Below are 12,670 nucleotides of genomic sequence, written 5' to 3' on the forward strand. Positions count from 1 at the left end.
GGAATCCGGTCGCTGGCGTTTTCTAGGCGAACAGCGAATCGCCTGACCGGTGGGCGCGTTGAATTCGGCCCGATGCAGATACGTAGAGTTCTGCCGACGGGCAGTCGCCGTGCACGCGGCCGGGTACCCGCCGTGCCGCGACCTCTCGTATGCCCAGGTAGACGCAGGTTCACGGTGGCGATGGGCGCGGCGGGAGTCTTCTCCTCACCCTGTAGGCCAGGGCGGAGGGCGATGCCTGCGGTACCTGGATCTGTATTTGCGCGGCAGGTGCTGTGGCCGGAACCTTGGGGAATGTCGACTAATGAATCTGACTACCTGGCCCGGGAGTTCTGCGGCACATTGATGGGGTTGTGGAACGTCACGTAATTCCCCCAGGGCCCCTGCGTTTGTCTGACTCGTCCGAACTTGGGTTGGTTGATCGGGCGAATGGGCCTCGGGTCAGGCGACCGCGTAAAGGCCTTGGGTGATACCTGCGGCCGTGGGTTCGCCTGTCGCGAGGCTCAGGGCGACGTGCAGGTCGCGCATGCCGTCGAGCGACGAGAGGTCCCGGGACAGGTGGTTTTCCAGGGCTCGGAGGTGGGATCGGACGGTGACTTCCGACAGGCCCAGGGCGCGTGCGGTGGGTTCGAGGTGTGTGTTCGCGGTGAGCCAGGCCGATGCTGTGGCCAGCAGGTCCCGGCGGTCTGTGCGGGCGGAGCTCAGCAGTGAGTCGGCCCAGGCGCGGATCTGGGGTGTGTCGAGCAGGGCGGGCAGGGTGGGTGTCTCGGTGCCGTGTGGCTCGGTGGCGGGTTCCGGCACTCGGTGGGTGACGAGTTCGAGCGCCAGGGCGACTTCGATGCGGTCGGTGAGCGACGCGAAGTCCCTGCGCAGGAGCTCCGCGGCCCGCGTCATCCGCCGTGTGACCGTGTTGCGGTGCAGGTCGAGCCGGCGGGCAGCGACGGTGTAGGGGTAGGCCAGCGCACAGTGCAGGGTGTCTCGCAGTAAATCCCAGCTGTCCGAGTGCAGCAATGGGTTGAGGACTTCGCTGGCCCACAGCTGCGACTCGCGTGGCGGCAGCAGGGTGACCAGGTCGGTTTCCTGTACGGACAGGGCTACGGGGTCCGGCTGGTGGAGGGCGAATCGGGCAGCGATGGTGGCTTCTTTGAGGGCGTCGGGGAGCAAGGAGAGCGAGTAGGTTCCGCTGCCGCCGAGTGAAGCGCCGGGCCTGAGTTGGCAGACGAGTCGGGTGAGTTCACCGACGACGCTGTCGGCGGCCTCGCCTAGCCAGACGGGGTGGATGACGAGGACCCGGTCGCGCCGGCGTGGGTCGGGGACGACCAGGGCTTGGCCGGCCGTGACCGTTTCGCAGCGGCGGAGCGTCGCGTCGCGCCGGGTGGCTGAGGTCTCGACGACGAAGACACGGGCCATGTCGGAGTCGAGCAGCCCGGGCGCGAGACCTTCCATGATCTTTCGGGCTCTGCCGACCTCGCCGTCCAGGAGGAGTTCCACCGCGGCGAGCCGTGTGGCCTGTGAAGCGTTGGCCACCGCGCGGTATTCGCGGCGCGCCTGCTCGACGAGGCCGAGCAGCTTCGCAGCGTGCTGGAGCAGGCGCAGTTCGCTGTCGTCGAAGGGGGATCTTCGGGCGACCGCGAGCACGGCTTCGGCGCCGGTGGCCGGTGCGAGGGAGATGAGCTGGGTATGGGGGCCGACGTCCATGTCGGGAGTGCTGCTCTCGACGGACTGCCGGATGACGGCGTGGGCCAGGTGTTCGACAGCGGTGGCCGGCGAGGCGGCCAGCACACGTTCCTTCTCGCTGACGAGGACCTGGACATTAAGGGCGCGGGCCAGCCAGTCTGCGATGCGCTGCATGGCTTTCGGGTCGGTCAGCTGGCTGGGCAGTTGCTGGACGAGCGCGTTCATTTGCTCGACGCGGCGTTCAGCCAGCACGAGACGGTCGTGCTGGATGCCGGCGTGCACGTCTGTCCAGAGGTCACCCTGCGCGGTGGTCACCAGCAGGGGAATGTTGAGGTCGTCGGACAGATCCCGTATGGACTGCGGAAAGGGCTGGCCCGGCTGCCCGGGTGCGGTGCTGACGACCAGACCGACACATTCGTCGAGGGCCATCTGCTGCAGCAGCGTTTCCAGGGCGGCCGCGATGCGGCCCCGGACGCGGAAAGGCATCACGCCGGTGACCAGCACGAGGGAGTCCGCGGGGAGCGTGCGTGTACTGCCGGCTTCCAGCAGCTCCGCCAAGGCAAGGACGGTCAGTCCGGTGATCCTCGTGGCGTGGTGGGGGGCAGAATTCCGCGGCCAGGCAAACGTGAGTTCGAGTTCGGGCTTGGCCGCCGGTAACGAGCCAAGGGTGGGCATGTGCTCCCTCTCCTTGCGGGCCCTGTGAGGCGGGCCGGTCCCAGGAAGGGTGGGACCTGGTCAGTTCTTCGGCTGCTGGAGTTCAGTGCCCCACGCCCGCGCCGCTGGCAACGGGAAGGACGGCCCCGGTGATGTAGGACGCGTCTGGAGAGACGAGGAAGGCGACGACCGCGGCGGTCTCGTCCGGGGCCGCGATGCGCGCCAGGGGAATCTCCTCAATGACCGCGCGCTTGTCGTCCGGCAGCTGACGGACCATGTCGGTCTCGGTGAGACCCGGGGCGACGACGTTGCCGGTGGGATTGCAGTGACCCATCGGAAACGTTCGCCGCGCGCCTTCTCCCGACTCGGGAAGAGGAGCAAGGGTGTTGCTCCGGGTCCAGCTGATATCAGGGACCGAAGCCATGCCGGATCCGTCCAGGTACCTGGGCGCCTCGTGCGATACGCCGTTCCCGTCGGGTCCGACATCTGCGGCCCGGGGTGAGGATTCGGCCGGCTCAGCCGGCCCGGGTCGAAGGGGGCTGATCTGAGCCATGCGGTACGGCCTGTTCATGGGGGGTCTCCGAACGTAGGCAGCAACGAACAGAGGAACAGCGGAGGGTGACGAGGAGCGGTCTCGTCCCGCTTCGGGAGCGGTCTCCGTTCAGTCGTGTGACAGAAGGGGCGACTGCCGATGCATGCGGAAGGGTCCCTCTCACGTCGAGTGACGATCCTGCTACCCCTGATCGCTTCATGTCAATTCTGATTGAAGCCTTTCGCAAATCCTCTTGATCCGAGCTGTTGGGTTCGGGACCGAGCCGCTATGGTCCCAATGGACACTGCAACCCCACTGACCCGAGGGAGAGTTGAAGGTGCGTGACTCCCAAGCCGCCCTCACCGAGACGTTGCGCAGACTCGACGCTCTCCTCCAGAAGGCCGGCAAGGACCGCAGCGACGTGGTGGACGTCGAGGCGCTTTCCTACGAGAGCGGGGTCCCTCCCGAGGTCGTCACCATTTTGCTCAGGGGTGAGTCCGTGCCCGAGGAGGGCTTCGGCACCCGGATCCGCAGCCGCATCACCCACCTGCGTGAGACTCGCCGCCGCCCCGACGGAAACCGCTACTCGTACAATGAGATCGGCGAGCACTTCGGTTCGTCCGGCGCCGCCATCTCCGCGATCGTCAACAGCGGAGGTCGGAGCGGCCCCCTTGCTGCGACCCAAGCCGGCATCGAGAGCTTCTTCTTCGGCACACCCAACGGCTTCCTCTCAGCAGAGACAGCACCGGCGCTCGATGCTGCCCTGCAGCCGGTGCTCCGGGAACTCGAACGCGCCGGCGACAGCGGCCAGGACGGGCTGTTCGGGTTCGATGACGTCCGCGGAGGCGCCCTCCGGCGAGCCCAGGGCCTGCCGGAACACAGCTGGAAGGTCCTCAATGCCACGCTGAAAGCACTGCTTGAGCAGGACGAACTGGAGGACGACCGGTGAGCGGGGGAGCCAGGGCAATGCGGAAGCGAAGCTCTCAACTGCTTGCCGCCCTCGAAGCCCCCGACAGCGACAAGGACTTACTGCGCGCCGTCGGTCGTGCCATCGAGCACGTACGGGGCCGGCCCGTCCGGCTGCGCGCTGTCACCTTCCCTCCCGAGGTCGCCAGTGGTCTGTGGATCGACCGCACGACTCACGACGTGATCGCCTACGAGGAGCAGACCGACCTCGACCACCAGTTGGTGATCATCGGGCATGAGGTCTGGCACATGCTCGAGGGCCACTGCGGTTCCCTCGCCGAGCACGGAGCCGCAACGCGCTCTCAGCAGGACAGAGCAGGCCTGCAGGCGGTAGTAGCTGCGATCTCTGATGCCGACGCGACAGAACTGCCGCCCATGGAACAGATGGATGCCGGACTTCATATCGCCCTCCGGGCCGACGATCCTTCCGTGGTCCACCAGGAGGAAGAGGCGGAGTTCTTCGGTTACAAGTTCGCCACGGGGGTGCGAGACGAGTTGGCCGCGGCGCGGTCGCTGGCCGACCCCGCACACCTTGCCGGCCGGATCCAGCTCTCCATGGGCATGCGCCGTTTTTGATCAAACCGCACGCTGCTTGCCCACTTCAGGCCTGAGGAGAGCCACGCCGTCGTGAGCCATCAACACGGACCAAACAACGAAGCTTTCTACATATGTGGCATCTCGCTGCTGCTGATCTGCCTCTTCAAGGTTCCCGCACTCCTCCGGCGGCGCCGGGACCCCCTGTTGAGCTCTGTCGTCCTGCTCCTCCTGGACGGCGGCTTCGTGTTCTTTCTTTCTGCTCCGGACTCCATCTCTGCTATCAACCGCGCCACCGGGATAGTCAACTTCGCCGCACCCGTCGCGTACTCGGCACTCGCGGTCTTCGGTGGCGCCAACCTACTTCTGCTTGTGAACTGGCGTCCGTCGCCGCCTGAGCAAAGGCGCCGTGCGTCGAGGATCTGCGTCATCACCTACAGCCTGGTCGTTGTACTGATCATTGTCTTCTTCTGGCTGGGCGACGCACCCGTTGAGCAGGTCACTCTCTTCGACTGGTACTACGCCGACACCCCGTGGATCCGGGAGATGATCCTGACCTACCTTCTGGCACAGGGCGTTGCCACGACGACCACATTCGTTCTGTGCTGGCGTTGGTCCAAGGAGGTCGACGGTTTTCTGCGGGCGGGCCTGCGCATCCTGGTACCTGGATACCTGCTCCACGTGTGCTACGACGTCATCAAACTCGTCGCGATCTACGGCCGTTGGACCGGGCACCAATGGGACTTCCTCGTCGACCAGGTGGCACCCCAGACCGCAGCACCGTCCGCCGCGCTGGTGGTCATAGGTTTCACGCTCCCGCTCGCCGGCCCGCGCATGGCTCAGACGCTGCAGGCGCTGAGGCAGCTGCGAGACCTTGGCCCCCTGTGGCGGGAGCTGAAGACAGTGCCCACTCCCGGCGCCATCCGGACCTCGCTACCCTTGTGGTCTTCCCCCTCGGTCCGCCTGACCCGCCGCAGGACCAGCATCTTTGATGCGCTCCTCACGCTGGCCCCGGCTTACGACTCGACCGTGCGGGACAAGGCCTACCGCGCCGCCCTGGACCGCGGCGACGACACTCCGACCGCCGAAGCGACAGCAGACGCAACAATGATCGTCGCGGCACGGGTGAAGCAGCAGACAGGATCCAGCAGCAGCGCGGCCCCGGAGACCGAGCCATGGCGCCCCCGCGACCTGGTCCTGCTGTCCCGGGCTCTCACCTCACCCTTCGTATCCAGCCGCTCTGTCTCCCCTCAGCACTACGGTGCCCGCGTAGAAAGCCGCCAACATGACTGAAGCCCTGCCGCGAAGAGGCACCCACGCCGTCGTCATCGGCGGCAGTCTTGCCGGCATGCTCGCCGCGGCAGCGGTCAAAAACAGCGTTGACACCGTCGAGATCATCGAAGCCCACGACCTCCCGCTTACCCCCCAGGCCCGCACTGGTGTCCCGCAGGCCGCGCACATCCACCCGCTGCTGTCGGGGGGAGCGAAGGCGATCGACGCGCTGCTGCCGGGAACAATCGAGCGCCTGCTCGAGGCCGGTGCCAACCAGGTCCCCATGACAACGAACATGGTCTACCTCTCCCCCGAGGGGTGGTACCGGCGGTGGCAACGCGACACCCACTACCTGATCGCCGCCAGCCGCGACCTGACCGATTCCGTCGTGCGCCAGCAAGTCCTCAGGGACGCCCGTATCAGCATCCGCTCCCATGCCCGCGTGCTCGCCTTGCTCGGCGACGCGCGCCGGGTCACCGGGGTGAAGCTGCAGACCACGGATGGCAGCGAACACGAAGTGCACGGCGACCTTGTCATCGACGCCTCCGGCCGGTCCACGCGCACCCCGCGGTGGCTGGCCGAGTTCGGCATCACAGGCCTGGTCGAGGACCACATCGACTCCGGAATGACCTACGCCAGCCGGATCTACCGTGCTCCCGTCCCCACCACCAACTGGCCGCTGATCAACGTCCTCCCCGATCCTGCGCATCCGGGACCCGCAGGCGCCATCGTGCCTATCGAAGGAAACCGCTGGCACGTCAGCGCCTACGGACCTCCGGGATCACGCCCCAGCAGAGAGCCCGGGAGCTTCGGGGACTATGTACGCAGCCTGCGCCACCCCGTCATCGCCGACCTGCTGAGCCACGCCGAACCACTCACTGACATCACCGTCGCTCATTCCACTGCAAACCACCGCTTCTACTACGAGCGTCTCAAGGTGTGGCCGGAAGGGCTGATCGCCTTGGGAGACGCCGTGGCCGCGTTCAACCCCATCTACGGACATGGCATGTCCGTCGCAGCACAAGGCGCTCTCGCCATCCGAGAATTGCTGTCATCGGGCCTCTCCCCCGACTTTGCCCGCCGAGCCCAGCGTGCCGTTTCGCGCCCGATCAACGTGGCCTGGTCTCTGTCGGTCGGCCAAGACGTCCTCTACCCCACCACTACCGGGAAACGACCGACCGCAGCCGACCGGCTACTGCATAGCTACGTCAGCAGACTGTCACGCACGGCAACAGGAAACTTCCGCGTCGCCACCGCCCTGACCGACGTTCTGACGCTAGAAGCACCACCAACCCTGCTGCTCCGCCCCGACATTCTCCTAGCCGCCGCTATCGGGCCTCTGCTGCCGCCACACAGCGGTCCCGGCTTCACGGCCGAGGAACAGCAACTTCTCCAGAAAGCAGGCTTTCAGCGCCCCTAAAGTGCGTGTTTCCGGTCCTCTTGCCGTGCCCATGACTGTGGATGCCCGAAAGGCGGTCTGGTGTGGGTGGACGATCGAGCGTGTTGTCAGCGGCAGGAGGGATGATCTGTTGGTGACTCCACTGCTGGATGACGTGCGCGCGAGTGCGGATTGGATCGCTTCCGCTCTCGACTCTTCGGGATACCAGGCGGATTTTTCACCGGGCAGCCTGCGTGATGTCGAACGATTCATGACAGAGCACAGCAACTCGGGCGCGGCAGTGGAGGGCGGCCTCTTGGCCGCTGGTCTCGGGGCCCGCCTGTTCGGCGTGGGCTGCTATGTCGGCGAAACGATCCGGCTCAGTCTCGGAGGTGCCTGGGAGGCGGACGACGCGGACCCAGCAGGTGAGCTGGACGTCAGGCTCCGGCTCGCCAGCGGATGAGTGATCTGGCCGGTCCAGCGCGTGGTCAAGCGGTTCCAGAATGGCCCTGAGGACAGCCTCACCGCCTATGCGGTCTTCCTCGGTCTGGACGTGCCTGTCGACTGAGAAGGCAGTCAGTCATCCACAGTCGCCGGTTTCCTCGGCCAGCTGGGGCTGGCGCCTTTCCGGGCGAGTCGCCTGGTCATGAGGGTGATGGCTGCCCAGGTGATCAGTGCCTCGGAGTGCTGGACGAGACGCGCGTACGTCCGGCGCCACAGCCTTCAGGTCTCCGCGCATTGTCGGAAGAGGTTTTCAGTGACACAGCGGTGCCTCTGCTCCAGCCGCGGTACAGGATCAGTTCGTACTCCACTGTCACAGTCCGCCTTGCCGGCCGCTCTCGGTGAGGGCCGCGTGAGTGGCTTCTGACGTCGGCGGTAGCCGAAGGCGGCTGAGTTCTGTGCGATCGCTTCAGGCTCGAAGTGCCGGCGAGTGTGGCTCTACGCGGCAAGGTCCAGGAGCGCCCACACCTGGCGGCCTTCAACGGCAGTCTCTATCCCGCAGCTCACTGCGCCGAGCTCGCGCAGGCGAGTCAGGATGCCGTCTTCCAGCTCGGGAGGTTGGGGCTGGTGGCTGAAGGCGAGCAGGAGGACCTGGCCGTCCTGCTCAGCGAGATGGATGCTGACGTGGCGGCCGCCGTCGGCCACCACCGTGGTTACCAGCTGCCGGACCAGGCCCTCCAGAGAATCCGGGGCCGTCAGTCCCCACTTCCTGAGCCTACCGGCGACCGCCGTGAACGCCTTGCCTGGCGCCCATGGCTGTGCTTCCAGCGACCAGGCTGCGCCCTGGCGGTTCCTCATGACCGGTCGCCCGCCGCGACCCGAGTGCTGGGTCTGGGACAGGGAAGAGGGTCCCAGGCGGATCTGCGGTGGGGGCGGAGACGGAGGCTTCTTCGGTGGCGGAGGGGTCCTCGGAGGGTAGTCCGGGCGCGGCTTGATGGCCTCGGGCTCGTTGTTCGGCTCCATGGCGGCCCCCAGGGTATCCGCGTGCGTGCTCACTCATCGTAGAGGCGTCATAAGCACTCTGAGACGAGAATCGTCGCATCTCCTCCCGGTATCCGGCCCACGGTGCTCACTCTGCCGTCACTATGGGCGCCGCGGAGTCGGCTCTGCCGACTGGTAGGGGGCTGCGATAGGCAGCTCCTGTGGCCAGGCGCGGTGTGGGGCATCGGTGGGTCGGCAGCCGACGGCGCGATGCGAAATCCCGCCTCCGGAGTACCGGAGGCGGGATCGTGTGGAGCGCCTGCTCGGTGTGGTGACCGGCTGTGTGGTCACCGGTGGGTGGGGGTTCAGAGGCGGCGGCCGTGGTGGTTGCCGTCGTGGCCGCGGTGGTGGCGGCCGCCCCAAGAAGCGTCGTCGATGAAGCGGCCGTGGTCGTTGCGGAGGGTGGCGGTGTCGGAGCGGTTGTCCCAGACGTAGTTGCGGCGGTCCTGGTAGACGTCGCGGTAGGTGTCACGGCCGATGCCGGTGTGGACGCGGACGGTCGAGCGGCCGTCGAGGCGGTAGTGGTGGAAGGTGTAGGTGTGGCCGTCCTCGTCCGAGAGGGTCCAGTCGTCGAGGTTCACGCTGCGGCGGGAGGTGTTGGTGACGTCGATCCACTCCCGGTTCAGGGAGCGGTTGGAGCGGTCGTCGAATCCCGGGGAGTCGGCCTGCACGTCGCTGATGACCACACTCGAGCGGTAGGCGGCGGCCTGGTGGGGGCTGGACTGAGCGGAGGCTGGCAGGGCGGCTGCGCCGAGGGCGGCGCCGGCGGCGAGCGTGGCGGCGGCGATACGGCGGATCGAACGAGAAGACATGAGCAGTCCCCTGAGGTGCGAGCCCACAACCTGCCGGGGGTGACCGGCAGTAGATGAGCGGTGTGCGGATCCCGGCTGGTGCCGAGGACCCACAGCTTGGCCGCTCGCCAGACTCGATGGGAGTTGCGTCGTTTCATGTTGCTGTATGCGGACATTTCCGTGACGGTCGCCTGCACTGCTCAACCAGCGCTTGGAGGCGGAAGGGCCGGTTCACGGGAGGGTGCACCCACCGGCCACCCGCTGGAGTGGAAGCGGTTTCCAGCTCCCTGTGCGCCCTCGCTACGGCACCCTTCTGCGCCCCCGCGGGCCCCATTTGGTCGGTAACAGGCGAAAGTTGCGGATATTCGCACTCTTGGTGAGTAAGAGAAAGTGTGCGCGACTCATACCGCTGTGGGGAGTTGGCGGCCTCGCATCGGGGCGCGGCCTGACGCTCGTGGCCACGGTGGATCTGTCCCTCGGCTCGCGGCTACGCGGGAGGTTCGTCCACCAACTGGGGGCCGTTGTTGCGGACGCTGTTGACGGCCGTGGAGACCGGGCGGGTGTCGAGGTGGCCGTCGCCGGGCTGGGTGAGCAGGGCGCGAAGGTCGTCGGGGTCCTGGTGGTGGGGGTCGAGCCAGGCGTCGTAATGGTCGGGTGTGAGGGCCAGCGGCATGCGAGGGTGCACCCGGCCGGCGGCGTCGGTGGCCTCGGTAGTGAGGATGGTGCAGGTGATCCGCCAGGCGCCCGGGTCGTCGTCCGGCCGGATCTCCGGGTTGCGCCAGTACTCGTACAGGCCGGCGAGCGCCATCACCTGGTCGTCCTCGCGGTAGATGAAGTACGGCTGCTTCCGGGCCTTGCCGGTGACCTCATCCGTTGCCTGCTGCCATTCGTAGAAGCCGTCCGCGGGCAGCAGGCAGCGACGCTTGACGAAAGCGCGGCGGAAGGCAGGCTTCTCGTGCACGGTCTCCACCCGCGCATTGATCATCCGCGCGCCGATCTTCACGTCCTTCGCCCACGACGGGACCAGACCCCAGCGCAGCGGCCTCAACTCACGTTCCACCGGCGCGCCGTGGCCCTGATCGCGCGGCGCGCGCTCGAGGACCGCCCACACCTCGTTCGTCGGAGCGACGTTCCAGTTCGGCGCCAGCGCTTCCTCGGGACGCCAGGCGGCGACGTGGAAGAGCTGGACCAGGTCCTGGGGACTGCGAGTCGAGACGTAGCGGCCGCACATGCAGCAACTGTGCCACCGTCGCCCCAGGACGCCGGTCATGCCTTCATCTGCGGACGTGTCGGAGCGAGTCGTCATCACGCGCCATGCGGAGTTCCGCACCGATCAGGGCCACCTGATCGATACACCGCAGAGCCGCAAGGGCCTCAGGGGTCAGCTGCGCTCGGTCCATTCTCTGAGGACGGCTGCCAGGGCCTGCACGTCCGTCTGCCCGGATGACACCTGTTCGGCAATGTCGGTGGCTTCCTTGGCGAGGATCCGTGCGGGCAGGCCGCTGGCATGCAGGTAGCCGACCGCGACCGCTGCGCCGAAGAGCTCGTTGCTGTGCTCGAGTGCCGGTATCCGGGCAAGGGAGTGGAAGAGGGAGGCTGCCCGGTCCCAGGGCTGCGGGTATGCAGGTTCGTCCATAACGTGGAATGCGTGCCGCGCCCGGGCCGCCTCCAGCGCCCCCCAGTCCGTAATATCTGGATCACCGAGCTGCGTGCGCGCAACTTCCAAGAGCCACGGAAGATCTACCGTGAGGTACACGAAGTCGTTCCCGCCTTACGCGGCGGTCACGCTGGGGCCGGGCTCGGGGCCGAACCGGGCCGCGAACTCCTCCCGCATCCCGGGAGTGCTCAAGAACTGGGCACTACCCTCAAGGAAGCGGGCCCTGTCGAGCTGGTGGGCCAGCACGCGTCCGGCGTACACCGTGGGGTCCTCGTGCAGCTCGCCGGCTTCGCGCGCGAGCTGCTCGTACTGTTCGTCGTCAATGCTGATGCGGAGCTCCCTGGGCATGTTCTTCACGGTAGCTGGATTTGCCGCCTGCTGGGGAGAGTAGGGCCGACAGGATCCGGAACCTGCGCGGGCACTGATGGCGGCGGCACCACCCGAAACGATTAGGCGTTGTTTCTGCGGGCTTCGTCCGCGAGGGAGGCCCGGAATGCCTCTCGTCCCGGCCCCTCGGGCGCCCACGGCATACGGCCGCGCTCCGCATGTACAGCGGAGGTCACGTCGAGAACGCCCGGCCGAACGGCTCGGTTGCTCCTGCTGAGGATCGCGACTCCAGGTTCTGGCCCTGCTCGCGGTTCAGGGTCCTGCGGACCTCGCGCAGAAACGGTCAATTCCGCGGTTCCGGAGTGCCCGCAGCCAGGCGTCCCTGGCGGCGGCGGCTTCCTCGCTCTGCGCCACGTCGTCAGTCCCGTTTCGCATCCCTTTGCGTGTCCCGTGTGATCTTCGCCCGGACTCGCGAATCTGACGCCAGCGGCTTTGGTAGTTGCCGCAGCGGTGGGATTCGGCTGGCACTGAGCAGTTGATCCACGGTGAGAGTCGCCTCAGAGAGGTCCCCTTGGCTGAAGTCAGCAAGTACGAGGTTCGCCCCGGTGAGGTCTACGCCGGTGAGGTCAGCTCCGTCGAGGGTCGCTAGCTCGAGGTCGGCCTTGGTCAGGTTCGCCTCGTTAAGGCCCGCGAAGCGAACGTTGGCCCCGTACAGGTCAACGTTCGCAAGACTCGCCCCCTCGAGCATCGCGAAGTCGAGGTTCGCCCCTCTGAGATTGGCGTGGTCCAGGTCCGCCTTCTTGAGGTCGGCGTTGGCCAAGTTCGCCCCGTGCAGGTCGATTTGGGCGCTGCCGTCCTCTGCGGTGTTTCGCTGGACCAAGACTTGCAGAGCCGCAGCGATGTCCGGCGGCATAGCGCCGATGGCCTTCAGCGACGGAGGGGCGGACCGGGAGTGGGGCTTCTGCGGAGCGTGCACCCGGGCGAAGGCGCAGAGGATACGAATGATGGCAGGCTGGTCGCGGGCGGAGTCGGTCATAATGCGTTGAAGCGCGTAGATGCCGCCGAGGCGGATGTCGATGGTGTCTGAACCGAGATTGGTGACGGCATCGTTGTACCGGTCAGTGATCTGCCCCTGCTCGGCTATCTGCAGAGTCTCCCCTGACTGCTGCACGGTGGAGAAGGTGAAGATCAGGGCGATCACGGCCGCGATCCCCGGCAGCCCGGTCACAACCACCATCGCCCACTGGGTTCGTAGTAGCCGTCGCTCCGCCGCTGTGTCGGACATGACTCCCCCTTAGATCGGAGGACCGACGGTAGCGCCGGTGTCCACATCCGGTCCCTGATTCGCCTACTTGCCCTCCGGTAGCCCGATGTACCCGTGCCTCTCCATCGGAAGGCGAGGC

At 66.9% G+C, this 12,670-nt stretch carries 13 protein-coding genes and 1 pseudogene; 5 read left to right on the plus strand and 9 right to left on the minus strand.

The genetic code is table 11. The features are described 5' to 3' along the window. Positions 1 to 438: 438 nt before the first annotated feature. Positions 439 to 2,349: a helix-turn-helix domain-containing protein gene (locus tag OHB41_RS49505; RefSeq protein WP_266708932.1), complete on the minus strand. Its 1,911-nt coding sequence runs from the start codon at positions 2,347 to 2,349 to the stop codon at positions 439 to 441. Positions 2,350 to 2,431: 82 nt separating this feature from the next. Continuing rightward, the gene (locus tag OHB41_RS49510) at positions 2,432 to 2,662 is read right to left on the minus strand and encodes an SDR family oxidoreductase (protein WP_266708934.1); all 231 of its coding nucleotides are present in this window, start codon (positions 2,660 to 2,662) and stop codon (positions 2,432 to 2,434) included. Positions 2,663 to 3,197: 535 nt separating this feature from the next. Here OHB41_RS49510 and OHB41_RS49515 point away from each other — a divergent pair. The 5 genes from OHB41_RS49515 (at position 3,198) to OHB41_RS49535 (ending at position 7,473) form a co-directional block, all read left to right on the plus strand. Next, positions 3,198 to 3,809: an XRE family transcriptional regulator gene (locus OHB41_RS49515; RefSeq protein ID WP_266708936.1), complete on the plus strand. Its 612-nt coding sequence runs from the start codon at positions 3,198 to 3,200 to the stop codon at positions 3,807 to 3,809. 17 nt (positions 3,810 to 3,826) lie between these two features. Then, on the plus strand, positions 3,827 to 4,402 hold the full coding sequence (locus tag OHB41_RS49520) for a toxin-antitoxin system, toxin component (protein WP_266708938.1): 576 nt from the start codon (positions 3,827 to 3,829) through the stop codon (positions 4,400 to 4,402). 51 nt (positions 4,403 to 4,453) lie between these two features. After that, positions 4,454 to 5,653: an MAB_1171c family putative transporter gene (locus OHB41_RS49525; protein ID WP_266708940.1), complete on the plus strand. Its 1,200-nt coding sequence runs from the start codon at positions 4,454 to 4,456 to the stop codon at positions 5,651 to 5,653. Further along, positions 5,646 to 7,052: an NAD(P)/FAD-dependent oxidoreductase gene (locus OHB41_RS49530; RefSeq protein WP_266708941.1), complete on the plus strand. Its 1,407-nt coding sequence runs from the start codon at positions 5,646 to 5,648 to the stop codon at positions 7,050 to 7,052. Before OHB41_RS49525 ends, OHB41_RS49530 begins: the two co-directional genes overlap by 8 nt. 112 nt (positions 7,053 to 7,164) lie before the next feature. Then, positions 7,165 to 7,473 (plus strand): hypothetical protein, encoded by a 309-nt coding sequence (locus OHB41_RS49535; protein WP_266708943.1) that lies wholly within the window; start codon positions 7,165 to 7,167, stop codon positions 7,471 to 7,473. 119 nt (positions 7,474 to 7,592) lie between these two features. Here OHB41_RS49535 and OHB41_RS49540 read toward each other — a convergent pair. From OHB41_RS49540 to OHB41_RS49570, 7 genes and pseudogenes are all read right to left on the minus strand, one after another. Next, positions 7,593 to 7,721, minus strand: a pseudogene (locus tag OHB41_RS49540) (IS5-like element IS4811 family transposase); the annotation flags it as partial. A gap of 228 nt (positions 7,722 to 7,949) precedes the next feature. Then, positions 7,950 to 8,309, minus strand: a complete 360-nt coding sequence (locus OHB41_RS49545) for a hypothetical protein (RefSeq protein WP_266708945.1) — start codon at positions 8,307 to 8,309, stop codon at positions 7,950 to 7,952. Positions 8,310 to 8,797: 488 nt separating this feature from the next. Next, on the minus strand, positions 8,798 to 9,304 hold the full coding sequence (locus OHB41_RS49550; RefSeq protein ID WP_266708947.1) for a lamin tail domain-containing protein: 507 nt from the start codon (positions 9,302 to 9,304) through the stop codon (positions 8,798 to 8,800). Positions 9,305 to 9,770: 466 nt separating this feature from the next. Continuing rightward, a complete protein-coding gene (locus OHB41_RS49555; RefSeq protein ID WP_266708949.1) occupies positions 9,771 to 10,514 on the minus strand; it encodes an SOS response-associated peptidase in 744 nt (247 codons plus the stop codon). 150 nt (positions 10,515 to 10,664) lie between these two features. Next, the gene (locus OHB41_RS49560; protein ID WP_266708951.1) at positions 10,665 to 10,919 is read right to left on the minus strand and encodes a hypothetical protein; all 255 of its coding nucleotides are present in this window, start codon (positions 10,917 to 10,919) and stop codon (positions 10,665 to 10,667) included. Positions 10,920 to 11,054: 135 nt separating this feature from the next. Then, positions 11,055 to 11,288 carry a hypothetical protein gene (locus OHB41_RS49565; protein WP_266708953.1) on the minus strand — a complete coding sequence of 78 codons (234 nt, stop codon included), beginning with the start codon at positions 11,286 to 11,288 and terminating at the stop codon, positions 11,055 to 11,057. Positions 11,289 to 11,685: 397 nt separating this feature from the next. Next, positions 11,686 to 12,552 (minus strand): pentapeptide repeat-containing protein, encoded by an 867-nt coding sequence (locus OHB41_RS49570; RefSeq protein WP_266708955.1) that lies wholly within the window; start codon positions 12,550 to 12,552, stop codon positions 11,686 to 11,688. Positions 12,553 to 12,670 lie beyond the last annotated feature (118 nt).

The organism is Streptomyces sp. NBC_01571 (assembly GCF_026339875.1).
Classification (GTDB): Bacteria; Actinomycetota; Actinomycetes; order Streptomycetales; family Streptomycetaceae; genus Streptomyces.

Excerpts from the sequence above, each read along its gene's own strand:
- OHB41_RS49560 (WP_266708951.1), bottom strand. The coding sequence starts at position 10,919 with ATGGACGAACCTGCATACCCGCAGCCCTGGGACCGGGCAGCCTCCCTC.
- OHB41_RS49545 (WP_266708945.1), bottom strand. The coding sequence starts at position 8,309 with ATGAGGAACCGCCAGGGCGCAGCCTGGTCGCTGGAAGCACAGCCATGG.
- OHB41_RS49565 (WP_266708953.1), bottom strand. The coding sequence starts at position 11,288 with ATGCCCAGGGAGCTCCGCATCAGCATTGACGACGAACAGTACGAGCAG.
- OHB41_RS49550 (WP_266708947.1), bottom strand. The coding sequence starts at position 9,304 with ATGTCTTCTCGTTCGATCCGCCGTATCGCCGCCGCCACGCTCGCCGCC.
- OHB41_RS49510 (WP_266708934.1), bottom strand. The coding sequence starts at position 2,662 with ATGGGTCACTGCAATCCCACCGGCAACGTCGTCGCCCCGGGTCTCACC.
- OHB41_RS49530 (WP_266708941.1), top strand. The coding sequence starts at position 5,646 with ATGACTGAAGCCCTGCCGCGAAGAGGCACCCACGCCGTCGTCATCGGC.
- OHB41_RS49570 (WP_266708955.1), bottom strand. The coding sequence starts at position 12,552 with ATGTCCGACACAGCGGCGGAGCGACGGCTACTACGAACCCAGTGGGCG.
- OHB41_RS49505 (WP_266708932.1), bottom strand. The coding sequence starts at position 2,349 with ATGCCCACCCTTGGCTCGTTACCGGCGGCCAAGCCCGAACTCGAACTC.
- OHB41_RS49555 (WP_266708949.1), bottom strand. The coding sequence starts at position 10,514 with ATGTGCGGCCGCTACGTCTCGACTCGCAGTCCCCAGGACCTGGTCCAG.
- OHB41_RS49520 (WP_266708938.1), top strand. The coding sequence starts at position 3,827 with ATGCGGAAGCGAAGCTCTCAACTGCTTGCCGCCCTCGAAGCCCCCGAC.